The sequence below is a fragment of the Pseudomonas trivialis genome (assembly GCF_001439805.1).
GTDB lineage: Bacteria > Pseudomonadota > Gammaproteobacteria > Pseudomonadales > Pseudomonadaceae > Aquipseudomonas > Aquipseudomonas trivialis.
In genome coordinates, this window is record NZ_JYLK01000018.1 from 84219 (window position 1) to 108754 (window position 24536).

The window sequence follows — 24536 nt, forward strand, 5'->3', positions numbered from 1 at the left end:
CGCAGGATTCATCGGCTGCTTCCCTGAATTTTGCCAGCGCCAGTAGCCATTCTCATAACCTGGAACAGATGACGATCCAGGGGGGATAACCCGTATGTGCTCTCCTTTCGCGGGATCTGTCCCTTGCGGATAGTAGACTTCACCGCCGTTTTTACCCGGTCGACTCACCCAGCCCGACGGAATTATCGGAGCCTGTGGTGGATTTGATATTTCCTCTACGGTTTTTGGAGTCTTCGCTTTACCTTTTGGTACCTCGGTGCCTTTTACAGTATCCGCACCTACTCCGCGTGGTTCGCCGCCAACGTACTGTTGCCAATCCGGATGATAAGGATTGGCTCTCATTTCATCGGAGACAGTGGTAATTCCACCAGAGGAGTTTTTGCCGCCTGCCGTTGATATATCAATCTGGCCGCTTTTCCCTTTCCCCGCGCCAGAACGTGAGGGTAGCGTAACCCCAACGCCTGCCTTAATCGCCTCCACACCGAGCTTAACTAATGGCCCACCACCCTCAGAGCTGATATCTGCTGCAATTGGCTGGACGCGTCTAGGTTGTTCCCTATCACAAAACCAACCGCAGAAGCAGCCCCGCCCTGCCCTTGGGATCTCAACCTACCTACCAGATCAACGAGTTTCTGATCATCGTTCGCCAAGGAAGTGGCAATACCTCGGCAGCGTTGCGGATCGCGTGCGCAAAGCGCATCCAACTCGTCATTTCTCTGCTGATCAAGTTCCGCATAACGCTGCCGGACCTCAAGCTTCTCTTGCTCCGTAGCCTTGCTATCTACCTCCCGAAGCATCTCCTCGACTTCTTCGTGGTAAAGATAGTTGAACGTCGTCGCTTTCTGAGCAATCTGAGAGCCTTTTTCCAAATCTCCATCGACCGCCGCAGCTGCTAACAAGCCTGTCAGTTGTGAAAGCATCAGCGTGATGTCGTCATTGCCTTGAGCAGCCCACACCAACTGATTGATGAGTGCCTCATTCAGCCCGGCAGAGGCAGCCCCGGTTTTGAAATCGCTACCTGTCGCTTCAGCCAGCAATCCCCCCATCAAAGCATGCGCAATAATCTTCTGAGGACTCCCATTAGGGAACGTGACGTAATCACCCACCCAATTAAACCCGGTAGCCATCGCAACGTTGCCAGCCTCTCCCAGCAAGGCAGCATTGAAATTGTCGCCGAAACTTCCACCTTGGACGGCCGTTGAAATCCCGCTAGAGATTACCGCCCGGCCTCCCGTACGCAGCGCGATATCACCCGCTGACGTCCAAGTGAAAATATCTTTGGAAGAGTTAGTAACCGCCAAGGTTGAGCCCGTACTTGGGGTAACCCCTTGGACGGTGGTTGTGCCTGCACCTGCGCCGTCAGCACCAGCGAACCAGTTGGTGTCGGCATACTCAAGGGCACCCGCCGTAAACCCAGCGACTGCTGCGCTTTTCAGGCTATTGGCGCTGGCCGTTTCCTTAAGCGCTGCACCCAAATTGCCCTTGTTGTTGATGGTGCTGGTGACTGCCGTCGTACTCAGGCTGGTGCTCACCGCTAGGGTGGCGCCCTGTAACCCGAATCCTACCGGCCCCATAATCGCCGCCATCATGATCGCAATCGCAATCTTGGCACCGGCGCCCAACCCTGAGTTGTCGTACTTGAAGCTCTCGTGAATCTCTTTCACCTGGCGCCAATCAATGTCGCCACGTGCCTCAGCTTGCTTGAGCCAGGCCAAATTAGGATCAGCCTTGACCATCGCATCAACGGTCTGGCTTACGGTCTGCTGATCGACCTGTTTAACATCGATACGAATGCCTTCGGCGGCCTTAATGACAAGCTGTCCTTGGGCAACCAACTCGCTCTGACGCAAGGTTTCATCGGTGTTTCCTTTACCCTTGGCACTGAACCAGGAGAGGTCGCTTTTGCTTTTGGTATGGCTCTCATCGTGCAGGTCCTTTACCCCTTCAAAGACGACTGCACCGCCGCTATCGAGGATGATGTCCTTACCGCTGTTGAGCTTGGCGACTTGGTACAACTGGTCGCCGCCACTTTTCAGAACTAGGTTGTCACCCGTCTTGATCTCGGTACCTACCTGAGTGGTACGAGTAACTTCATCCATCTGCGCCTTTTTAGCGCCCCAGCTTCCTTTCTCCTTCATGTCATACAACGTATGCGTGCTGTCCTGCGCCGCCAACAAACTCAACTTATCCCCGCTATACAGATAAGCCTCATTCCCCGCACTGATCTTGCTCGCAACAATCGTCGTGTCACGCCCGGCCTGGCTGACAAAATCCCCACCCGCCGTCAGTACGCTCGCCACTTGGGTGGTCTGGTCGTCCGAGGTCTTGATGCGTTTCTTGCCGTGCTTCTCCTTGCCTTCGACGTTGTGCATGTCGCTGACCGACGCGACGTTGAAGTCGCGTCCGGCTTCGACCGTGAGGTCTTTGCCGGCGGTGGCGCTGCTGCCGATGACGTTGACGTCCTGCCCCGCCTTCATCGTCAGGTTGCCGCCCGCCGTGACGCTGGCGGCGAGGTTTTTGACGTCGGTGGTGATGCTGGATTTTTCGCCGCCGTCACGGATCTCGTGTTTGACGCTGGTGTCGCTGGCGGCGATCAGGTTGAGGTCGCGGCCGGCGCGCAGGGTGCCGACGTTGATGAGGTCGCCGCCGGTGACCAGGTTGAGGTCGCGGCCCTGGATCAGGCTGTTGCCGCGCACGTTGCGCGCTTCGGCCTGGGCCAGGTAAAGCACGGGCACGAGGACGGTCTGACCGTCGATCACGCGGTTTTCCATCCACACGATGTCGTGGTTCAGGGCGTCCTTGCTGGCCAGCACGTTGTCCATCAGGTAGCGGAACTGGTCAGCGTGGCAAAGTCGTTTTATGACGGCCGTGCGCGGGAGACCTTCGGGTCTGCCGGTTTCTCTACTGCCGGCTCGCCAAACTGCGTACAGCTGTCACCCCTGCGTTTGGCGACGTTCGAGTGATGGCATTTATCACTTAAGTAGAGAGCTTAAAGATGAACCGATACATGCCATTAACAGGCCACGACTCAGCCATTCCCACGCTGGTGATCTACACGCAAGCGCCTCTCGATGTTCTCTATGACGCCGCCGCGTATCGTATTCGCGCGGTGACGCAGTTTTTGGAGAATTTGGCATTTAGGGAGGAGATCAGCAGTGATGCGGTTGTACTGCATGATTTTGCGCTGCTGCTGGCTATACCGCTGAGGAATGGGTGTGATCTGCTGGATGTAGTTGGGCGGAAGTTGAATTCGCAAGTTTCATAAGTAAAAATGGGCGGTTATCTGGTAACCGCCCTGCCTACATATTTAAGCATAAAATAAAATTATTTTTTAAAGAGCTTTGGTTCTTGAAAAAATCGCAAGAAGCCAGAGAAAATAAAAAATATGCCAACCACTAATATCGCGCCAAAAATTAAAACGTGACTCGCCAGCGATATCTTTGAGACCAACAACATTTTACTTTCCATCTTCACTTCACTCGCTCAAATCAAAAAGTTACATAGACCCCTTTTCCAACCAAACTAGTTTGACCGAGAAAACTTTCATATTTCTCCAAACCCTCAAGCAAATTATCTGCCAGCTCACTTTTAATTTCCTCAATCTTTTTTAGGCTTTCACTTACTTCATTTGTAGTTTGAAAGTACGAACCCATTTTACCAGGATCAAAAAACTCGCCATCTACACCTACTGGCGCACCCAAAAAAGGAGAAATATTTAGCTTACCTCGATTGGAGATTATCTCCTGCAAATCTGCCCATTTCACTCCTAATCCTTGATCATCCTTCGGGGAATAATATTTCGTCAGCGCAAAGTCCCCATATTGATGAGCATCTTTGTCTTCGATCATATCCTCCCAGTCGTCATCCAGCGCATCTCCCTCATAGGGATCGACCAAAAGCTTCCTGTTAGAAACAATAAAGCAGCGCAGCGGCTCAATATCTCCAGAATGTAAAGAGTTTTCCAATAATGGCCTAAGCTCGCTATCAAAACTATCGAAGTCAAAAATGAACGCTTTATGCTCAAAACTCATAATCTAGACTCCTAATTATTTTTTTGGTAAAAAATCATACGGTGAGTACAGCTCAGTTTTCCCGGGCAAGCCAGTTTTAGGGGCATATCGTTGTATGCCTATCGTTTCAGGCAAAACGCCCTCCCTTTGCCTAAATGCCTCAATAAATCTAATAATCTCGTGCCTGTCCTTCGCAATAGGACGGCCCAGCGGTTTGTCATCCACTATAAGCCTTCGATCGAAGTTAGCTGCATCAGGGATCGCCTTTTGGAAATTTGCCCCAGGCTGCGCTTCGCCCGTTTTCAAATCAACCCGCTTTGGAACCAAAATTGGGTTGCCAAATTGATCTGCTATAGCCTGTTCCACCGTGCTTAATAGCCCGGACTCTCTGCGTAGGTCCGCTTGTGTTTTATGAACTCTTTTACCCAGAGAGGTCGACGCTGTTTCACCGGTGATAGCTACCTCGCAAACTCCGTTGACTGCTAGCCCTTCTGAACCAAAAAAGCCCGGAGGCAACGCACACGTCCCCGTATTGTGCACCCACGTCTTCAAATCCCCGACGTAGAACGTGTGTCCCATGTCCACCGTCAGGTTGAAGGTCTCGCCACCGGCAAGTAAAGCTCCAGCGACTCAACCTCAGACGAGGTGTTGTCCGTCTCTCCATCGGCCAGGGATTGCAGCAGATCGCCTAACGCCGACTGGACGTGGCTTATCCAATGACACAGAAGTCACCGACTCACTTCCAACAGGGAAACTTTAATGGCATCTTTCAAATTCCACGGAGCGTCCAAATCGCCTATAGCTCTCAAAAAATCTTTATGCCTCTCTTCGATAGACTCTGAAACACCAGGTCTATGTCGAAATTCGAGCTTATAGTTGGTCATCACCGTTCCACCCTTACAGAAATATTTCTGATATTTTGCTCAATAAGGATATCTATTGCCCTATCGAACAAAAAGGGAACAAATTAATTTAATACGACTTTCAACTCTGACTTAAATAAATCTATCCAACCTTCTACTAATCTAAACAAATCAGCCCAAATTTCTACATTATTGCTAACACGCTCATCTCAACCCAAACAAATCCATCCTATCTTTTAAAATACAATACTTGGAAATACTTTACGAAACATATGCTGTATCGCTGGCAACCGGGCTAGCTCGTCCAACATTTCGGCAGCCGAAAGCGGCATATCGTAGGGTATCCTGCCACGGAGCAGTGCTATTCCATATAAAGCATATTCCTCGTTTTTAGAGTGACTCCAACTTGGATCATAGCCAATTACTTTGTAGATCTTGAAAATAGACTCATCAAATTCAATCAAATCATATAAAAAACTTGGAGCTCCCTCCGCCCCTAAAAATTCTGCGCACCATGATTGTAACTCTGGTCTATCAATAGCCTCACAGAACAGACAGGTAATAACAAACCCTAAAAGCTCATCACTATAACGCTCAGTTTTTTCTATAATCACTTTCCGCCCCCCACAGCTTCACCACCTATGTGTCCAGTTTTACTGTGAATCAGCTCCGGAACGAGCTGCATCCGTCCGCTATCTTGGTGATGATGTCACGTGTATCCATCAATTTTACTTTCCCCCGACTCAAGCTTCGTAAATAAAAAGGGATGGTTATTTGATAACCGTCCTGTTTAAATTTCAAGCAGAAAGATAAAATTATTTTTTAAAGAGCTTTGATTTTGGCCCAACTTTTCATGTTAAATTTTTTCTTCACATGAATATAGCTAACAAACCTGCTCTCAGCATCATGGTCAACAGTCGCTACTTGCTCCCAGACATGAACTCACATCCAGGGTTTGTAGGAGTTCTTCCTGGAGTTTTTATGGAAGGTACGTCGCGTAAGGGAGTACCAAAAATGAGCCGATACGTCTTCGATAGTTTCAAGATCCACACGCTCTTTTTTAGTTTCAGCATAAGGAGTGGTTCCGTTCAAGCACGAATCGTGCACATCTTGATCATCGGAAATTTCGTAAAGCGAGGGGTAATAAACATCACGCCATAGATGAAATTCTCCATACTTTCCTATGCCTCCAGTATCATTTTTGCTCACTCCAAAACTTCAGCCAGATCCCATTGAAGGATCCAGGCTCGGCAGAGTTGTCTGCTCCTACGACATCGGACTGATAAACACCGAAACAGTAAATTTTACACTTAGAAAAATGAGTTCGGATTTATTTAACACGTATTTTTAGCTCGAACTTAAAAAGATGCTTTTCTCTCCATCCCTTCTCGGTGATCGCGAGTCCAACTTAAAATCATTCAGTTCCTTATTAATACTCTTTAAAACCCCCTGTGTAAACTCACCATCAACCTCCATTAACAACTCTATTACGTCATAAATTTTCCATCGATGCATGGCGGGATCTTTAAGAAGATGAATGAGGTGATCACGCAACAAAGGAATATACTCTAAAAAGCCCTCATTCCGTACAATCCAAAACAGGCCTGAAATTTCAAAAGGCATATTATTAGAATACGTTATTATTTTGGATACAGGATCAAAAATTTCAGCTCTAGCGCCCTCTAGTCGACCTTGATCAGCAAGATTTGCAAAATAACTAACAAACGCCAACAGCGCAAATTTAAGCGTATCGTCATAACCATAAATCCTATGACACAAAACATTTTTAAAGCTACCCTTGTTGTTTACAACAAAAACAAGGTAATTAAAACCTTCCTTAAGCCCCCAACTTGCCAACAATCTAGCGGCAAAAAACTTAACAGTGTTATCCGTGTCATCTTTTAAAAATTTGATCAGCGCCTGAATGCGATATTGCGGAACATCCTCAACGTCCAACTCAGAGGCATCTGCAACGTCTGCTCCTTCAGGAATTTCGTATAGAATATCTTGAGTTTCTTTGTCCATAATTATTGCCCATTACTTTACATGATTGAAATAGCCGGAAGGAACACAACCTTTGATCAAACATTCACCATCTCTAGTCGCGTTGCGCAGGTCTCTCGCCGCAAACTTTAATTTATCAGTGTTTTTTCTAGTAGGGTTAGCGTCAAAATTTTGCTGGGCACGATTTAATTTTGCTTGAAGCTCTGCCTGCACCTTTGCGCTTTCTAAGATTTCTGTTCCAACGGTTCCGCTTTTCACTTCAAGGCACTGCAATTTTCCGTTTGTGTCACGTACTACAATGTCATACCTACGATCACCGAGAGGCCCGTTAACAACCATCTCAGCACCCACAACTTCCATTCCATTGGATTCTAAATTTTCCGCAAATTCATTTGCCTTGGCTGTTCCCGGAGGAGATACACCAGTCGGGCTTGAAAATTTTCCGTCAGGGGTTCGATAGCTCCCATCTGAATGCAGTTTTATTTCGGGAGCAATATTAGTCTCTAGGCTAACTTTCGTCCCACCCGCCGAAGCTGTACCTGCTACCTCCTTTGCACCATCAGCCTTTTATGCGTTCTAAGAACTCGACCATTGCTAGTGGATCACGCTCCACAAGCTCTTCAATCAAATCTTCCGCTGCCCAATGCAGAATCATGTCCCCTCCCCCCCCATCCTTGCAGAGGATGAGATCACTTGACAAAGAAGAGTCAACAACATCGACTTCTCTATCGCTGAGTGCCATCAGGCCACCGTAGCCATCATAAGGAATGACCCAGTAAAAACGCTCGTTCTCTATCCAGTAAATCCCAAACACCTGTACAGGCTCTTCTCGCCCAATTTCTCGAATAATCATATCCACATCACTCAATAGTCCTACCGGGCTGCAGCACAGGGGGCAGCTGTTGCGGCGTAGTAATTTTCATATCGTATGCTTTACCAGTTACGGAATTGTACTGGTAGTGGATGGTTATATTTTCTCCGCTAGGTAGACGGTGACTTACTTCCATTTTTCTCCATCCCTCACTCCGCGGGAAGTCTTTATCGCCCGCTAGTTTTGAATCACGACCGGCAGAGGGATTTTCTGTCACTCGGTTCCACAAAGTCTGCTCGTTCAGATCTCTTGGCGCCAGCTAACTTAACTCAATTGATTTTAACTGCCCTTCCTCATCACACAAAATAACTACTGTGCCGTAAGGGCAATCCAGAGTTATTACTTTATACTTATACTCTTCATCAACAATCCCAGATACCTTGCGAGTAGAGCTGTCAAATCTAATCTCTAGGAAGTAGCCCTCCCCATTATCTTGATTTGGCAAGGAATCTTTATTGCCTTGCGCAAACAGGATTTTTTGAATTTCCTCAATATGAATTGAAGCCACAAGCCCTCCGAAAATTTAAGGTAACGGGACAAAATCGACCTTGCCTAACAAATTTTTAACTTGGTCAGGTCTAATTGGGCCAACAGAAATAATCTTCATCTCGTCTCTTGGCACGGTAATTCGAATCAGCTTCCCTTCAACTTCTTGAATTACACTGATATGCCCTGTCCTTGCGTCCATGAAGCGAGTAGCGCTGGGGTTATTAGCAAGCTTCTGTAAGGCATCGGCATCAAGCTTTCCTGCAAGTTGCCCCATTCGAGGATCATTGAGCTGACCAAAGACGCGATCGGCAATTGAGAAGTTTTTTGCCGACCCTGAAGCTTCGCCTATCCCTTTTGGACCAGCTAATCAAGCGAGAATGATGAGAAGTAAAACGACAACTTTTTATCCTCAAGATCACTCAGTTGATAACGCATCCTATCAAAGCCAGAATCAAGCTTACTAACGTTCATGTGCATCAGCTGAGTTAATCCGCCGCCAAAATCACGGGACGTAAATTGGCTAATATCAATGAACCTGATACTAACGACATCAGCCCCTACCTTTTCAGACACCGAAATCGATAGAGATAAATCATAAGCTATCCCGTCAGCATTCAACTGAATACTAATTGCATGCAAGCAGTTGTGAGCAACAAGCAACTCATTCAACTCTGGAAGACTAATCATTATTATTCCTCGTCTCTTTCCCGTTGGAGCCATAGCCTGGACCATATTCATAGGTATGCGTGTGGGGGTCGGAATGATATTCAGCAGGCTTTTCTTGGTTCCCATATCCGTGATTAGTGTAATCCGTTCTTTTAACCTGCCGGCCATACTGGGTCGTACTCGATCACAGACTTCTCCAGTTTCCCAGTCGCGGGGTTGTACCTCTCCTGTGTCACACTCCCTATTCCAGGAGTGGTCTGATGCGGTTTCTTCCCGGTAAATACCTCGTCTGGAAACGTTCCTTCCGTTGCAGCACCTTTTGGACCACCAATCGCCTCTGCACCAAAATACCCCTCCGGCAACGCACACGGCCCCGTATTGTGCACCCACGTCTTCAAATCCCCAACGTAGAACGTGTGTCCCACGTCCACCGTCAGGTTGAAGGTCTCGCCCACCGGCAAGTAAAGCTCCAGCGACTCAACCTCAGACGAGGTGTTGTCCGTCTCTCCATCGGCCAGGGATTGCAGCAGATCGCCCGGTTTAAGATCGATAACAGGAATGAAGTCGCGCTTGGCCGGAACATAGAACGGGTGACCCGGCGTGACTAGCAGGGTTTCGCCCTCAGCTTTGCCGTCTACCCGAACGCTTTTCAGTTTGAGGCGGTAAATCGGTTGGTCGGAACGCTGATGGGTGGCCAGAATTTTCGCGGCGAAGGGTTTGCCGCCTCTTTCCGGCTTGCTCCAGACCACGTCGCCGACTTTGAGCGATTCAATGGCGCGGTCGCCATTCGGGGTAGATACTTTGGTGCCTGCTGCAAAGCAGCAAGGCTCTTTGTATTTGGTCAACACGACTTCATTGCTTCTGGCAACAAGTAAGTCATCCGTTCTAACGTAGCTGCCTACATCACCACTGAGGGCCGTCGGTTGGTAGCTACCGATGGATGCAGTTGGTGTACGGGTGCCTGTGCTCTCAAACCGTAACGTGGTGTCAACGCTGTTGGGGCTCAGACCGTAGGTTGGGATGTCATCAGCCAATCGGGTCGCCTGCGCCGCAGTAGCTTCGCTTCTCGTCACCAGGGCACCGTCTGCCCTGACAAGCGCCGAGGCTTCGCTGGCCTTGGAAATTTGCCCAAACCTGCCGGCAGTAGATCCTGGGGTGGCCATGGTCGCAACGTCAGTGACTAACTCTGAGACTTGCGCAGCTGACTCATAGCTGTTGCCTTGCAAGTCCTTGCTGGCTGGTGAGGGTGACGCCCAGGCTCAGGCGCAGGGCGTCCTTGCTGGCCAGCACGTTGTCCATCAGGTAGCGGAACTGGTCAGCGTCGCAAAGTCGTTTTATGACGGCCGTGCGCGGGAGACCTTCGGGTCTGCCGGTTTTCTCTACTGCCGGTTCGGCAACCTGCGTACAGCTGTCACCCCTGCGTTTGGCGACGTTCGAGTGATGGCATTTATCACTTAAGTAGAGAGCTTAAAGATGAACCGATACATGCCATTAACAGGCCACGACTCAACCATTCCCGCGCTGGTGATCGACACGCAAGCGCCTCTCGATGTTCTCTATGACGCCGCCGCGTATCGTATTCTTGCGGTGACGCAGTTTTTGGAGAATTTGGCATTTAGGGAGGAGATCAGCAGTGATGCGGTTGTACTGCATGATTTTGCGCTGCTGCTGGCTATCCCGCTGAGGGATGGGTGTGGTTGGGCGGAAGTTGAACTCACAAGTTTCCTATACAAAAATGGGCGGTTATTTGGTAACCGCCCTGCTTAAATCTAAAGCAGAAAAATAAATTTATCTCTTAAAGAGCAGAACTTTGGAAAATAGCGCAACAAAACCAGAGAACATCAAAGGGGATATCTGATACCGATGTCGCCTTAGAAATTAAATTTTGACCGACACCAATTCCCATAAGATCTCTCGAAATCTCTTATTATTCGGGCGGCCGCTCAAATAACTGGTCTAAAAATTCTGAAAACGAAGAAGCGACAAATGATAGTTCGGAATCGCTACCTGGGACGGCCTCATGATGCCACATCATCACTTCTGGGTCATCAGAAAGCCGATTTTTACGATAATCAAAACAGAGCGCATCTCCGTTTCCTAATACTGAGAAAATAATTAAACCTTGAACGAAATCCTCTGGCGGATGACGGTATTTCATCTCCATTGTCTCGAATGAACCTTCGATTTCACCGAAAGGTAAAAACATACCAGCGCTGCTCGTAACATCCTCACCGAGAAGACGATTGTAAAAATTGAAAACAGGTTTATTTAAAATAAACGCGCCATTAAACCCCACTGAAACTTCTTTGTATTTCGCAGGAAAAACTATACCCGCCAATGCTTCAAAGGCTTCTATATCAGCAGGATCACCTTGACCATAATAAGAATCAAAACTTACTCCAGCGATCATTTATTGCCCCTTACTCATCGATTCCCACCCGACGTGACGCGCACCATTATGAAAAACTTCGGGAACCAGCTGCATCCTACCGGTATCCTGATGGTGATGCCAAGTATAGCCGGGGATTTTATCTTGGCCACTGCGAATTGCTTTTAGCTGTACGTCCGTAAATGCGGACCTTGGAAAGGCGCCATTCTCTATCTGCACTCGCAGATCACGGGTCGCCATCCTTAGCTGACCATCATAACTGGCAGCTCGGAAATCTCTAATGTTTATCTGAGTGTCAAACTTTGTAATATCGTCAAATATAGGGAACCCTTTATTATCAAAGACCACCCGGGCGCTGGTACCGTCTGGTAGGACAATATCTTTATGCATTCCGGCCAGTTTTACATTAGGCATTCCTGCGGGCGGCACTGTCGTGGATAACACATTGTCAGCTCCGTATTTATTAACCAACTCCTCCCGCATAGTTCGTGAGTCGTAAGGCAAATCGCCGAGATTGCCATGAAGCGAACACCCTCCCGAATTACACTCATAACAAGGCCCAACGTTATGTACCCAGGTACTTAACTTGCCAACGTAGAACGTATGACCAATATCAACTGTCAGATTGTAGGTCTTCCCCTGTGACTGCAGCAGCTTTATTGATACAACGGAGATCGAAGCCTCTTGCGTCGCCCCATCCCCCAACGACTGCAGTTGATCACCCGGCTTGAGCTCTATAAGTGGCACAAAGCCTTTGCGCGCTGGGACATAGAACGGATGCCCCGGCGTCACTTGCAGAGTCTCAGTGAGACCTTCACCGGTACTGCCGTTCTTCACAAGCGTCAACTGATAGATCGGTTGATCCGTGCGAATGTGGGTTGCTGAGACCTTCGAGGCGAACGGCTCACCGCCTTCTTCAGGTTTGGTCCAGACGACGTCGCCCACCCTGAGCGCATCAATGGCTCGTTCACCATCAGGGGTGGCGACCATAGTCCCGGCTGCAAAACAGCATGGGCTATAGCCTGCTAATTTGGCCTGTGCTTGGTTGGCAAACTGTTCAGTACCCTTACCCGCCGCCGCATCCAAGCCTTTACCAGCTGCTGACTCAATGCCCTTTCCGGCAACAGTCTCTGCAGCCTTGCCAGCGATAGCCTCCGTACCTTTAACCGCTAATGCGTCGCGCGCTGCCAACTCTTTGATTGCGCTTAACAATGCTCCCTTGCCTACTCCACCTACGGGCATAAGCTCAGCAAGCAGCTTGAGATCAATATCTGAATTAATGCCACCACTTGCCAAAACACGTAGCCGGTCTATTTGCTCTGCTTGGGAGGCGGCGTCAGAACTGAGCGCGGCGATCTCAGGGAGTTTCGTGATAGCCGTACGCTCTCCGTATTGCTCGGACCACGCATCAGGCACAACACCCATGCCACCAGGTTCGTTGTTGTAGGTTGTGTTACTTGAAGGATTGAACAGCAGCGAATCCTTGTACTGCTTTTCTGTGGACTTGAACGCAACGACCTGACCCCCGTTGGCAACAATGGGGCTGCCATCTCCCCAGGTCAGCAGGACTTTCTCGTTTTGCAGCTTGGTGATAACTCCCCGCGCAACAGTCAGGTCGTCACCTAATGCTTGCCCTTCAGGGTTAGAAGGACCGTAACCGGCCAGAATCCCTTGAAGCTCATTGTTGGTTTTCTGATCGACCTCGCCTCCGGCAACAAACGTTAGGAGCGCATCCCACTCAAAACCAGATCGGCTTTGACCTTTGGTGGCATCTAAACTCTTGGCCTCTTGGGCCAGTCGCTTCTCTTCTTGAACGTGCAACTTGCGGTTGTATGACTGTGCATTCCCGGCGATTTCCGAGCCCATGGCGACATCGCCATTAACACTCGCGGCAGCGAGCAGTCCCACCAGCTTCGAAGCCGCATTGACCAGTCGATCGTGTTCCGCTGGATCATTGCCACTGAGCAAAGGCGACTTATCCAACGCCACAATAAGGGCTTCATTAGCACCCGCAGCCATCGCGCCCGTTTTAAAGTCGCCGCCCATTGCTTCTGAAAGCAAACCACCTACAACAGCATGCAGTGCAGTTTTGCTCAGGCCGCTGTCTTGAAGTTTGAAGGCATTACCAAAATCACCAACGCCGGTGAACGCGGTCGCCTGCATTACATCGAAAAGGCTGCCCTTCATTGCATCCTTGAAGCTGCCTTGTCCAAGAGCTTCAGAGAGCGTTCCGCGTACGGCCCCGCCAGCCAATTGAATCGTTCCAAAACGGCCAATCGCTGCGGGGTCATTCCAATGGGGTACGACGCTTGGTCCGCTTACCTTGTTAGTTACAGGGTCGCTCTGCGCGCCAAACCAATTGCCACTGGCGTAATTCACAAAGCCCGCAGAAGCCCCCGCGATCAGTGACTGCTTCAAGCTGTCGCTGCTGAAGGTTTCCTTGAATGCGGCCCCCAAGTTGCCTTTATTGTTTATGGTGCTGACGACGCCGGTACTGGCAAGCGAGGTCAACGAGGCAGTCGCGATGACGTTGCCCAACCCTGCTGCAGTTCCTGCAACTGCTGCGGTGGTCGACGTCGCAGCGGTAGCGGCTGTCGCGGCCGCCATAGTGGAGCCGGCCCCTACTGCGCTACCTGCCGAAGCAGCTAGCGCACTGGCCGCTCCCGCCGTCAACACGGTGACAACGATAATGATTGCCAACATTGCGCCTTGGCCGAGGCTGGAGTGGCTGTATTTAAAGGAGTCGTGCAATTCCTTCACCTGCCGCCAATCCACATCCCCACGCTTCTCGGCTTCTTTCAACCAAGCCAACTGTGGATCTGCCTTGACCATCACATCAATCGTCTGGCTAACCGTGTTCTGATTGATCTGTTTGATATCGATCTTCAGCCCATTAACAGCCTTGATCGCCAACGCCCCCTGCGCCTGCAACTCACTCTGGCGCAACGTCTCGTCGGTATTACCCTTGCCCTTGGCACTGGTCCAAGCCAAGTCACTCTTACTCTTCTCGTGACTCTCTTGATGCAGGTCCTTCACCGCTTCAAACGTCACCGCACCGCCGCTGGCAATCGTCAGATCGTTACCGCTGTTCAGCTTGGCACGCTGGTAGAGTTGATCCCCACCACTGACCAGCGACAAATCACCACCGGTCTTGATCTCGGTTCCTACATTGGTGACGCGCGTGACTTCATCCCGCTTGGTTTCCTTGGCGCCCCAGCCTCCCTTCTTTTTCATGTCGTAAAGGCTGTAGGTGCTGTCCTGCGCCGCCAACAAGCTCAACTTATCCCCGCTATACAGATAAGCCTCATTCCCCGCACTGATCTTGCTCGCAACAATCGTCGTGTCACGCCCGGCCTGGCTGACAAAATCCCCACCCGCCGTCAGTACGCTCGCCACTTGGGTGGTCTGGTCGTCCGAGGTCTTGATGCGTTTCTTGCCGTGCTTCTCCTTGCCTTCGACGTTGTGCATGTCGCTGACCGACGCGACGTTGAAGTCGCGTCCGGCTTCGACCGTGAGGTCTTTGCCGGCGGTGGCGCTGCTGCCGATGATGTTGACGTCCTGCCCCGCTTTCATCGTCAGGTTGCCGCCCGCTGTGACGCTGGCGGCGAGGTTTTTGACGTCGGTGGTGATGCTGGATTTTTCGCCGCCGTCACGGATCTCGTGTTTGACGCTGGTGTCGCTGGCGGCGATCAGGTTGAGGTCGCGGCCGGCGCGCAGGGTGGCGTCGTTGCCGGCGACCAGTGCGCCTCGGTTGGTGAGGTCGCGGCCAGCGTCCATGGCGAGATTTTCGCGGGCGACGATGGTGCCGGCGCTGGTGTCGGTGAGGGTGCGCATGCCGGCGCCGTCGCGTACTTGGATGGCGGTGGTGTCGTTGGTGATGTCGCCTTTGAGGGCGGCGAGGCTGACCTGTTTGCCGCGAATTTCGCCGGCCATGGCGTTGCGAATGCTGTCGTCGGCCAGCAGGCTCAGGTTGTTGCCGGCTTCCACGAGGCCGCCGGTGTAGATGCTGCCGCCACGGCTGGCGGCGGTGAGGTTGTTGCTGGCGCGCAGGGTGCCGACGTTGATGAGGTCGCCGCCGGTGACCAGGTTGAGGTCGCGGCCCTGGATCAGGCTGTTGCCGCGCACGTTGCGCGATTCGGCCTGGGCCAGGTAAAGCACGGGCACAAGGACGGTCTGGCCGTCGATCACGCGGTTTTCCATCCACACGATGTCGTGTGTCAGGGCGCCGACTTGCTGGCTGGTGAGGGTGACGCCCAGGCTCAGGCGCAGGGCGTCCTTGCTGGCCAGCGCGTTGTCCATCAGGTAGCGGAACTGGTCAGCGTCGCTGTAGAGGCCGCCGGCGAGGAAGCGTTGGCCGGTTTGCGCGAGCACGGCGTCGCGGATCAGGCGGGTTTCGTACTGGCCGTCACCGAGGCGGCGCCAGGCGTTGTCGCCGGTGAAGCCGAGTTTGCCGAGCATGTAGTCGGAGCTGAAGAAGCCCGACAGCGAGGTGAACTCGGGGTTGGTCTCGATCAGATAACGGCTGGTCGGGTCGGGATTTTTGACGAACAGGCCGTATTCGCCCTTGGGCAGCTGGAAGTTCGGCGCGGTGGTGGGGTCGACCGGGGCGAAGGCGGTGCCGGTGTAGTCCACGGGCACGAAGCCGCCGCCGGGGGCGACGGCAGCCACTGGCAATACGCTGCCGGCTGCCTGGGCACTCGGGTCGTTGGCGTGTTTGCTCAGGTTGATGTTGATGCCACCGACCGGGATGCCGGTCTGGTCATCGCCCAGGCGTCCGGTGAGTTGGGCCAGGGTGTTGTCGTGCAGCGTGCCGTTTTGCAGGGTGCGGGTGACATTGAGGTTGACGGTGCCGCCAGCTTGCAGGGTGGCGTCGTAGCCGGGGCCGCTGTTGTCGGTCCAGGTGGTGACGTCGCTTATGTGCTCGAAAGGATAGCTATTGGGTGAGCGGTTTTTCAGCTCTTCGAAGCGCGCCTTATCGAAATGCCCAGCCGCCGTGGCCGCATTGAAAGCGGGAACGTCGACATGTTGCATGCTTTCAAACAAATCGTCGGAAACGTGACCTGGCGTGATGACGACAATCTTGCGCTGCCCTGTGCGCGTGGCGGCGCCCTGGTTGAGCAAGTCACCGGCGGTGATACTCAGGTCGCCATTGGCAGCCATCAGGCTGTAGCGGTTCTGCACATTGTCGCCTTGCAGCAGCATGTTTTTGCCAGCCACCAGGCGCGCCGCCACCGAATCTTTGGTCGCCGCCTCAAGGTACGTCTCGTAGATGGTGATCAGGCCTTTTTCCCAGTTGTCTTTCTCACCGCAGTGCTGGCCACAGACCCAACTCAAGCTGCCTGTGGTCAGCGTCTGCCCGAGTTCGAACTCATCTTTGGCGTTTTCGATAAAGCCTGCATTGATGCCGATCGAGCCTTCGCTTTCCACGGTGCCGGAGCGGTTGCTGAACAGCACGGCACGCCCGCCATCCTGTGCGGCGAAGCTCAAGTTGCCCTTGCTGTAGACATCGCCATAGAGGTTGCTGAAACCATTGCTGCGCAGGGTCATATCGCCGCCGCTGAACAACAGCGAATTGGCCGCGTTGGTGATGCCGTTGACGGCAGTGAGGTTCAGCGCACCCTGGGCACCGAGGGTGCCACGGTTGTTGATCTGTGCGGCGGCGATATCCAGCTGCTGGCGGGCGGTGAGGAAGCCGAGGTTGTCCAGGGTGCCGCTCAGGTTGAGCCGCGTATTGACGGCCGCCAGACGCCCGCCGTTCTGGCTGAGGTTATTGGCCGTCACCGTCAGGTTTTGCAGGGCCGAGACACGGCCGCTGTTGGTGATGTCGCCACCGGTGGTGATGCTCAGGTCACCGTCGCTGAGCAGTTCGCCGCCGTTGTCCAGGCTGGCTACGTCAAGCACCAGGCCCTTGCCGCTGGCCAGGCGATCGCCTGCCTTGAGGGCCAGACCCTGAGCGCTTTTGTAGGTGAGCGCTTCGTTGAGCTGCACGCTGCCCAGGCCGTCGACCTTGCCGAAGGCCCAATCGGCGGTGCCCATGCCGTTGATGCGGCCCAGGCTGCCGCTGAGGCCGGCGGTGTTGAGGTGGAACAGGCCCAGGCCCGCATGCTGCACCTGGCCGGACTGGTTGTTCAGGCTGGCGGCATCGAGGCTGAAGGCGGTGCTGCCGAATTCGAGGACGCCGTTCTGGTTGTTGACCGCGCCGCTGAGGTTGAGGCTGCTGCTGGCACCGCCCAGTGCGCGCAGTTGGCCGCCGGCGCTGTTGTCGAGGTTGCCGCCGCTGAGGGTCAGGCCCTGGTTGGCTTCGATCAGGCCGCCACGGTTGGTCAGGGTGTCGAGTGAGGTCAGGGCGATCCGGTTGCCGCTGATCTGGCCGTTGCCACTGTTGTCGAGGGTGGCACCGCTGACGGTCACCTGCTCTTTGCCGAACAGCTTGCCGCCGGTGTTGACCAGCGCCTGGACCGTCAATTGCAGGTCGCCCACCAGGCTCGCCATCAGGCCGTCGCCGCTGTTGTCGGCCTTGGCAGCGGTCACGTTGAGCGTGTCGCCTTGCACCGTGCCGCCCTGGTTGTCGAGGGTTGCGGTGTTCAGTTCCGTCAGGGCGCCGCCGCTGAGGATCAGGCCTTTGCGGTTGCTCACGTCCTGGCCGTTGTAGCTCAGGCCCTGGTTGCCGGCCAGCAGTTGGCCGGCGTCGTTGTTCAGGTGCTGGGCGGCGATGTCCAGGCGCTTGCCGCGCAGGGTGCCGGCGTTGTTGTTGAGGGTGGTGAGGTGCTTGACCAGCACGCTGCGCTCGCCGGCATCGATGACGCCGTCGACGTTGGTCAACAGGTCGCTGACGTTGAAGGTGATATCGCCGCCGTTGCTGACCAGCGCGCCCTTGCTGCTGTTGTTCAGGGTTTGCGCGGTCACTTCGACGCTGTTGCCGAGCAGGATGCCGGCGCTGTTGTCCAGGCGCTCGCCTTGCAGCTGCAGCAGGCCTTCGCTCTGGATGCGGCCCTGGGCGTTGAGCAACTGGCCGGGGCCCTTGAGCAGCAGGCTCACGCCCTGGGTGCCACCGGCGAGCAGGCCGGCCGCGCGGTTGTCGAGGCCCGAGGCGCGCACGTCGAGTTGGTCACCCAGCACGCGGCCGGCACGGTTGTCGATCTGCCCGCCGCTCACATTCAGCAGCAGTTGCTTGCCGGTGATCACGCCACTCTGGTTGTCCAGGTTCGCGGCGCCCAGTTGCACGTTGCCCTGCCCGGCTTGCAAGCGGCCCTGGGCGTTGTTGAGCTGTTGCGCGACGGCGAGGGTGAGCGTGCCGGTGTTGGCGCTCAACACGCCATTGGCGTTGCTGCTGAGCGTGCCGGCGGTGAGGTTGAGGTCAGTGGCGGCCTGGGCAAAACCCTGGCTGTTGTTGAAAGCGTTGGTGGCGTTGAGGTTGAGCACGCCGCTGTCGGCTTGCAGCAGGCCCTTGAGGCTGTTGTCGATGTTGCCGGCGTTTACCGTCAGCGCGTTGCCCAGCAGCACACCGTTCTGGTTGTTCAGGTTGCCTGCGTTCACCGTCACCTGGCTGGCGACGATTTGCCCGCCGCTGTTGTTCAGCTCGGTGCTGTTGAGCGCCAGGCTGCCGCCGGACATTTCGATGCGGCCCTGGCGGTTGTCCAGGTTTGCGCTGGTGAGCGTGGCGGCCTGGCCGTCACCAAAGCGGATCAAACCGCCAAGGTTGACGATGGCCGGCGCGTCGACCACCAGCGCCTGCTCGCCGAACAGACGCGCGGTGGCGCCCTGGTTGCTGACGCTGGCGCTGCTGACGTTGACCGTTTTTGCCTGGATGATTGCGCCCTGGTTGGTCAGCGCCTGCGCGGCGGTGATCGCCAGTGCACGGCTGGCCAGGAGGTTGCTGCTGGTGTTGACGGTCTGCGCGTTGATCGTCAGATCGCCGCTGCTGTTGCGGCTGTTGTCGGGGGCGACGCCGGCTTCGATGATGCCGGCGTTGGTGAGGTTGGCCGCCGTAAGGTCGATGCGTTGACCGGCGGCGATGCTCTTGCGGTTGACCAGGGCCTGGGCGCTGGTCACCTGCACGTTGCCGGTGGCGTAGACCTTGTCGGTGAGGTCGACCGACTGTGCGGTGACCTTGACGTTACCGGTGGCGGCCGCCTGGGCCATGCTCAGTCGGCCGTTGGCGTCCAGTTGAATGTCGCCGCCGCTGGCCGCCAGGGTGCCGTCGAGCTTCACGCCCACGCCAGCCTCGGTGCCCACCAGTTTGATTGCACCGGCGTACATGCCGCCCAGGGCCGACGAGTCGATGGCCAGCTCGGGCTTGGCGCTGCCGTCGTCGGCGCGCGGGGTGGCGTTCAGGGTGTTGGCGTCGACGTCGTTGCGCCCGGCGATCACGTTCAGTTCACGCGCGTTGATCTGCGCGTTGATTTTTGCCGTGCGGGTGATGATTTCGAAGCGGTCGACGTTGCTCGCGTTGAGGCCTTCGCCGTCGATGGTCACGGCGCCGCCGTCGACCTGGTAGCGCTGCAGTTGACCGTTTGCGTCGAGCACCGGCTTGCCGGTGGTGAGGGTCACGTTGGGCGTGTTGATAAAGCCGCAGCCGCTGCAGGTAACACCGTACGGGTTGGCCACGATGACCTTGGCCGATTGCCCCGCCACTTCGGTGTAACCGCGCAACTGGCTGGGGCTGCCGCCGTTGACTTCGTTGAGGATGACGCTGGCCGCGCCGCCCTTGAGGTTCGGGTTGCCGACGATAAAGCCGCCCAATTGGGTGTTGGTCACCGCACCATTGGCGTTGTTGAGGATGACGCCGTTGGGGCCGACGTTGTAGTCGCTGTACTGGTTATGGGACAAGCCCGCGCCATTGGGCGTGGCGATGTTCACCACGGGCACGCCATTGCCCGCCTGGCCGACCGTGGTGCCGGGTGCGCTTACCACGATGCCTTCGGCCTGAGCCAGCAGCGGCTGCCAGAACAACGCGTTGGCCAGGATCAGCGCGAGCCCACGCTTGGGCAGGCCGAAGAACGCGTTTCGCGGCTTCAGGGCAGCAGAAGGTTGGCGGGCCAGGAAGGCGAATTGGCGAACATCCATTTCAAAATTCTCGTTGCAGCGGGGCGTTTAATTACAGGAAGAAATCCAGGCGGAAGTAGATCGGCGCTTCGCGCTCGGTGACTACGCCAGGTCGTTCCAAAGAGTGGGCAAAGGTCACGCTGGTGCTGACGTTTTTGCCACGGGCGAACAGCTCCAGGGAGTTGCTGGACACCCGGCCGTGGTTGTCGTCGTTGTAGCGGTCGTTGGTGATCACGCCCTGGTCGTAGCCGACGCTGGCGCCGTATTCGGCAAAAGCCGGGCGCATCCAGTCGAGGGTCACCGGACGTGCCCAGCGCACTTCGTTGCGCCAGTAGCCGCCGCTGTCGCCGGTCAGCAGTTGGTCCTTGAAGCCGCGCACCGAGGCCGAGCCGCCGAGGCTCATGCGTTGCGGCGAGAACAGGATGTCTTCGCTGCGTTGGCCGGTGGCCAGGCTGCTGAAGCTGAACGACTCGCCCCACAGGCTGAACGGTTGCAGGTAGCTGACGGTGGCGGTGTATTTGCGGTAGCGCGAATTGGGCTGGCGCCGGCCAAGCGGGTCGCGTTCGTCCTGGGACTGGGCGTCGAACAGGCCGATGCCGTTTTGCATGCCCAGGTCCAGGTTGACGAATGCGGTGCCGATGCGCCGCCCATGGTTGATGCCCAGTTGCAGTTCGCTGAGGCGGTTGCTGCTGGGCGCGGTGCGTACGTCGAGGATGTAGTTGTTGGTGCGCAGGTGCGCCAGGCCGACGTTGACCGAGGTCTTGCTCACGTCATCGCGGTGGATCACTCGCTCGGCGCGCAGTTGGTGGTTCTGGTTGTCGCCGTCCTGCTTGAACTTGAAGTTGTTGGTGACGCCGAAGGTGCGGTAGTCGCTCTCGCTGTAGGTGTAGCTGAAGTTCCACCAGCCCCACGGCACGTTGTAGTAGAGCATGGTGTTCTTCGAGGTTTTCTGGTGGTCGCTGACCGCGTCGTGGCCGCCGCGCAGAATCAGTTGGTCGGCCAGGCCCAGCGGGCTGTCCCACTCAAGGCCGGCGCCCCATTGCTGCTCGCCGGTGCTCTTCTGGCCGTCGTTGTTACGCGACAGGCTGGCGCGCCAGGGCTTTTGCGGGGTGTTCTTGACCACCACGTCGCTGCCGCCGATCTGTTGGCCGGGGGTCAGTTCCATTTGCGCCTGTTTGGACGGCAGGCGGTTGAGCTGGTCCACCAGTTGCTCGACTTCGCGCAGGTTCAGCGGCTCGCCGACTTTGCCGGGAAAGGCCATGGCCAGTTCGCGGTCGGTCACCGTGCTGCCTTCGGCACTTTTCAGGGCTTCGAGTTTGCCTTCGACCACCAGCACCTGCAGGTGGCCGCTGGAGAGGTCCTGTTGCGGCAGGTAGGCGCGGCTGGTGACGCGGCCTTTGGCGATGTAGTAGTCGGTGATGACCTTGAGCAGTTCATTGAGCTGCGACACGCCCAGGCACTGGCCAAGGTAGGGCTTGAGCAGCATGGCGCGGTCGCTGGCGGGCAGGCTGTCGGCGCCTTTGAGTTCGATGTCCTGGATCGGAAAGCAGCGGCTGTCGGCGGGCGCGGCCGGAGCGTCAGGCTTGGCCTCTTTGCCAGGCAGGTCCTTGAGTTCCTGCAGGCGCCGCTGCTGTTCTTCGAGCAGGCGGTTCTGCCGGTCGCGGATCAGGTCCTGATCCCCAGGCGTGGGGGCGGCGAAGGCGCTGTTCTGGCTCACACACGTGAGCAGGAGGGTGCACAGCAACAACCGAATCCGTAGCGATAGGGACATGTTCGATCCATCGAAAATCAAGGGTCGGCAAACTACCATCGAAGCGGTGTCAATCCAATGAATGGGATTTGACGGCACGCGGCACCGGCAGAGTTGCAACATCTTGATAAATAAAAATAAAAAACAATAAAAAGCGTAATCGTGCCGTGACTGAAACGATTATTCCGACAGACGGATACACTTTTGATTATGAATCGGCTGATAACCAATGACTGCCATTAAATAGCCATTAGGAAATTGCCGAGCTAGGGCTTAGTACCGAAGGATGCAGATAAGTTCGCGAGGGGAGTGTGAATTGGATCGCATAAATGGCAATTGCGGAGGTAATTCAGCTGTGCAGATTACTGTGGGAGGGCTTTTTGTGGCGAGCGGGCTTGCCCCGCGTTGGGGTGCGAAGCGCCCCCAATCCAGTAAAACGCGGTGTACCTGATACGGCTCAGCGCCTGGTTTTGGGGCTGCTGCGCAGCCCAACGAAGGACAAGCCTGCTCGCCACAGGGAATCTGCGCTTAACTGAACGGCATGAGGGCTTGCCACAACAGCCCGCTCGGCTATGGCTGTGGAGCAAGCCCCTTCCATATTTGGATCTTCGTGACCGGATGGGCGCCGTCTACGTTCGGAATTTTTCCTGCCCCGGCACCAGCGTCAGCGGCGCGCGTTCCACGTCACGGGAGACGTGGGATTTCACTTCGCCCACACCGCCCTCTTCGTCGTTGTGAATCACCAGCACGCCTGGTCTGCGCAGTTGCTCGAGGTCGCCCTCGGCCAGATTGAAGCTTTCACTCAAATGCTGGTCGCTCAGCGCATTGGCCTCGGCGCGGCGTTGGGCGAATTTGCGGCCCTTGCGTTGCTGGTAACGCGCCCAGCTGACGAGGATCAACGCGTTGAACACGGCGATCCACAGGTAGATCTGCAGGGTATTGAGCGCGGCGAAGATCGGCGCTTCGATGCGCGGTCCGCCATGGGTTTCCAGCATGGCGCCGATGCCGCGCGCCAGCAGCCAGACCAGGCCGCCCCAGGCGAGCAGGGTCAGCGCCACATCGATGAGCCACATCACGGCATGTTGGCGAGTTCTGACAAGTTTCATGTCACGCCTCCTTTTCGATTGGTTTGATGCCACGGTCCGGGCTCACCCAGCGCGCGCGTTTCTGGTGCTGGTTGAACAGCACCTTGGGGAAGCTGACCAGGGTGGTAAACAGGCTGACCAGCCAGAACACCATCGGGTACCACACGGTCCAGAACAGGGTTTTCCACAGGTCCTTTTCGTAGCGCCGGTCGATCAGGATGCTCACGGCGAACTGAATCAGGCACACCATCGCCAGCACCAGGCCGGTAAATGCCGGCGGCATCAGGGAGTCGACTGCGATGGCCTGGGGCAGCGGGATGAATTTGCCCACACCCCAGAAGATCACCGAAAGCATGAAGGTGAAGGCCCAACCGGTGGACAGGCAGTATTCGAACAGCAGCGGCCACAGGTAGCGATGACGCCATTGCCAGATGCCACGAATGTTCTTGAACAGCACTTCGGCGCCGCCCTGGGCCCAGCGCAGGCGCTGCTTCCACAGGCCGCCGACGGTCTCGGGCATCAGGATCCAGCACAGTGCGCGTGGCTCGTAGAAGATCGCCCAGTGATCGAGTTGCAGCTTCCAGCTGACGTCGATGTCCTCGGTGATCATGTCGGTGCTCCAGTAATCGATGCGGTCCAGCGCCTTCTTGCGAAACGCCACCACCACCCCCGACACCGTGAAGATCCGGCCGAACACCCGCTGGGTGCGTTTGATCAAGCCGATGATCGACGAGAACTCACCCACCTGCACGCGGCCGATCAGGGTCGACCGGGTGCGGATGCGCGGGTTGCCGGTGACGGCGCCCAGGCGCGGGTTGTCGAGCATCGGCGCGACCAGGTAGGCCGCCGCATTTCTGTCGAGCAGCGCGTCGCCGTCGATGCACACCAGGTATTCGCTGCGCGCAGCCACCGCACCCATGCGCAGGGCCACGGCCTTGCCCTGGTTCTGCGCCAGGTGCAGCACGCGCAAACGCGGGTGTTGCAGGGCCAGCGCGTCGAGCAAAGCGGCGGTGTTGTCCTTGGAGCCGTCGTTGACCGCGATCACTTCGATGTTCGGGTACAACTGGTCCAGCGCGGCATGAATGGTCTCGCCAACGTTATCGCCCTCGTTGTAGCAAGGGATGATGATCGAGATCAGCGGGTTGCCGGCCAGCGTCGGCGCGGGGGTGTCTTCTTCCCACGGCCAGTGACGCTCCCAGTGCAGCCAGAAGTACAGGCCGCCGGCGATCCACAGCGCCGACATGAACAGCGGGTAGAAGAACACGAAGTCCATCAGGAACTGCCCGGTGACCAGGAAGATCAGGCCCAGGGGCACGCCCAGCACCAGCGCCAACACGAATAAAGCCAGGATTCTGTCGAACATG

17 protein-coding genes and 2 pseudogenes are annotated in these 24536 nt (G+C 55.4%); 2 read left to right on the forward strand and 17 right to left on the reverse strand.

The genetic code is table 11. The features are described from left to right. Positions 1-863 precede the first annotated feature (863 nt). A pseudogene (locus tag TU79_RS21655) lies at positions 864-2840 on the reverse strand (DUF637 domain-containing protein); the annotation flags it as partial. 155 nt (positions 2841-2995) lie between these two features. On the opposite strand from TU79_RS21655, the gene TU79_RS21660 reads away from it, so the two are divergent. Further along, entirely contained in the window at positions 2996-3265 is a 270-nt protein-coding gene (locus TU79_RS21660; protein WP_231986888.1) for a hypothetical protein, read from the forward strand. Positions 3266-3488: 223 nt separating this feature from the next. On the opposite strand, the gene TU79_RS21665 is transcribed toward TU79_RS21660, so the two are convergent. The 11 genes and pseudogenes from TU79_RS21665 to TU79_RS26670 all read right to left on the reverse strand — a co-directional run bounded on the left by TU79_RS21665 (position 3489) and on the right by TU79_RS26670 (position 10066). Continuing rightward, positions 3489-4031, reverse strand: a complete 543-nt coding sequence (locus TU79_RS21665; protein ID WP_057009911.1) for a hypothetical protein — start codon at positions 4029-4031, stop codon at positions 3489-3491. A 15-nt stretch (positions 4032-4046) separates the two neighbouring features. After that, positions 4047-4589 carry a hypothetical protein gene (locus tag TU79_RS21670; protein ID WP_057009912.1) on the reverse strand — a complete coding sequence of 181 codons (543 nt, stop codon included), beginning with the start codon at positions 4587-4589 and terminating at the stop codon, positions 4047-4049. 520 nt (positions 4590-5109) lie between these two features. Next, positions 5110-5487 carry a hypothetical protein gene (locus TU79_RS25615; RefSeq protein WP_082638638.1) on the reverse strand — a complete coding sequence of 126 codons (378 nt, stop codon included), beginning with the start codon at positions 5485-5487 and terminating at the stop codon, positions 5110-5112. Beyond that, positions 5484-5573 (reverse strand): annotated as a pseudogene (locus TU79_RS27090) (HNH endonuclease); the annotation flags it as partial. The pseudogene TU79_RS27090 and the gene TU79_RS25615, both read right to left, overlap by 4 nt. A 647-nt stretch (positions 5574-6220) precedes the next feature. After that, positions 6221-6898: a hypothetical protein gene (locus TU79_RS21675; RefSeq protein ID WP_057009913.1), complete on the reverse strand. Its 678-nt coding sequence runs from the start codon at positions 6896-6898 to the stop codon at positions 6221-6223. A 12-nt stretch (positions 6899-6910) separates the two neighbouring features. Then, the gene (locus TU79_RS25625; protein WP_231986887.1) at positions 6911-7237 is read right to left on the reverse strand and encodes a hypothetical protein; all 327 of its coding nucleotides are present in this window, start codon (positions 7235-7237) and stop codon (positions 6911-6913) included. Between the two features lie 199 nt (positions 7238-7436). Then, positions 7437-7736 carry a hypothetical protein gene (locus TU79_RS21680; protein WP_231986908.1) on the reverse strand — a complete coding sequence of 100 codons (300 nt, stop codon included), beginning with the start codon at positions 7734-7736 and terminating at the stop codon, positions 7437-7439. Positions 7737-8007: 271 nt separating this feature from the next. After that, a complete protein-coding gene (locus tag TU79_RS25635) occupies positions 8008-8256 on the reverse strand; it encodes a hypothetical protein (protein WP_082638642.1) in 249 nt (82 codons plus the stop codon). 15 nt (positions 8257-8271) lie between these two features. Then, entirely contained in the window at positions 8272-8511 is a 240-nt protein-coding gene (locus TU79_RS21685; protein ID WP_057009915.1) for a hypothetical protein, read from the reverse strand. 89 nt (positions 8512-8600) lie between these two features. Next, complete coding sequence (locus TU79_RS21690; protein WP_069665394.1) at positions 8601-8924, reverse strand: hypothetical protein; 324 nt, start codon at positions 8922-8924, stop codon at positions 8601-8603. 131 nt (positions 8925-9055) lie between these two features. Beyond that, entirely contained in the window at positions 9056-10066 is a 1011-nt protein-coding gene (locus tag TU79_RS26670; RefSeq protein WP_231986886.1) for a Hint domain-containing protein, read from the reverse strand. Between the two features lie 310 nt (positions 10067-10376). Between TU79_RS26670 and TU79_RS21705 the strand changes: the two genes are divergently transcribed. Beyond that, complete coding sequence (locus TU79_RS21705; protein ID WP_082638646.1) at positions 10377-10670, forward strand: hypothetical protein; 294 nt, start codon at positions 10377-10379, stop codon at positions 10668-10670. A 160-nt stretch (positions 10671-10830) separates the two neighbouring features. On the opposite strand, the gene TU79_RS25640 is transcribed toward TU79_RS21705, so the two are convergent. The 5 genes from TU79_RS25640 to pgaC all read right to left on the reverse strand — a co-directional run bounded on the left by TU79_RS25640 (position 10831) and on the right by pgaC (position 24535). Further along, positions 10831-11313: an SMI1/KNR4 family protein gene (locus tag TU79_RS25640; protein ID WP_082638648.1), complete on the reverse strand. Its 483-nt coding sequence runs from the start codon at positions 11311-11313 to the stop codon at positions 10831-10833. Further along, positions 11314-20358, reverse strand: coding sequence for a two-partner secretion domain-containing protein (locus tag TU79_RS21710; RefSeq protein ID WP_082638650.1), 9045 nt, complete (start codon positions 20356-20358; stop codon positions 11314-11316). It abuts the gene before it with no gap. A 31-nt stretch (positions 20359-20389) separates the two neighbouring features. Continuing rightward, positions 20390-22108 (reverse strand): ShlB/FhaC/HecB family hemolysin secretion/activation protein, encoded by a 1719-nt coding sequence (locus TU79_RS21715; protein ID WP_057009919.1) that lies wholly within the window; start codon positions 22106-22108, stop codon positions 20390-20392. 608 nt (positions 22109-22716) lie between these two features. Then, on the reverse strand, positions 22717-23193 hold the full coding sequence (pgaD, locus tag TU79_RS21720; RefSeq protein ID WP_057009920.1) for a poly-beta-1,6-N-acetyl-D-glucosamine biosynthesis protein PgaD: 477 nt from the start codon (positions 23191-23193) through the stop codon (positions 22717-22719). A 1-nt stretch (position 23194) separates the two neighbouring features. After that, on the reverse strand, positions 23195-24535 hold the full coding sequence (gene pgaC, locus TU79_RS21725; protein WP_057009921.1) for a poly-beta-1,6-N-acetyl-D-glucosamine synthase: 1341 nt from the start codon (positions 24533-24535) through the stop codon (positions 23195-23197). Position 24536: the final 1 nt, after the last annotated feature.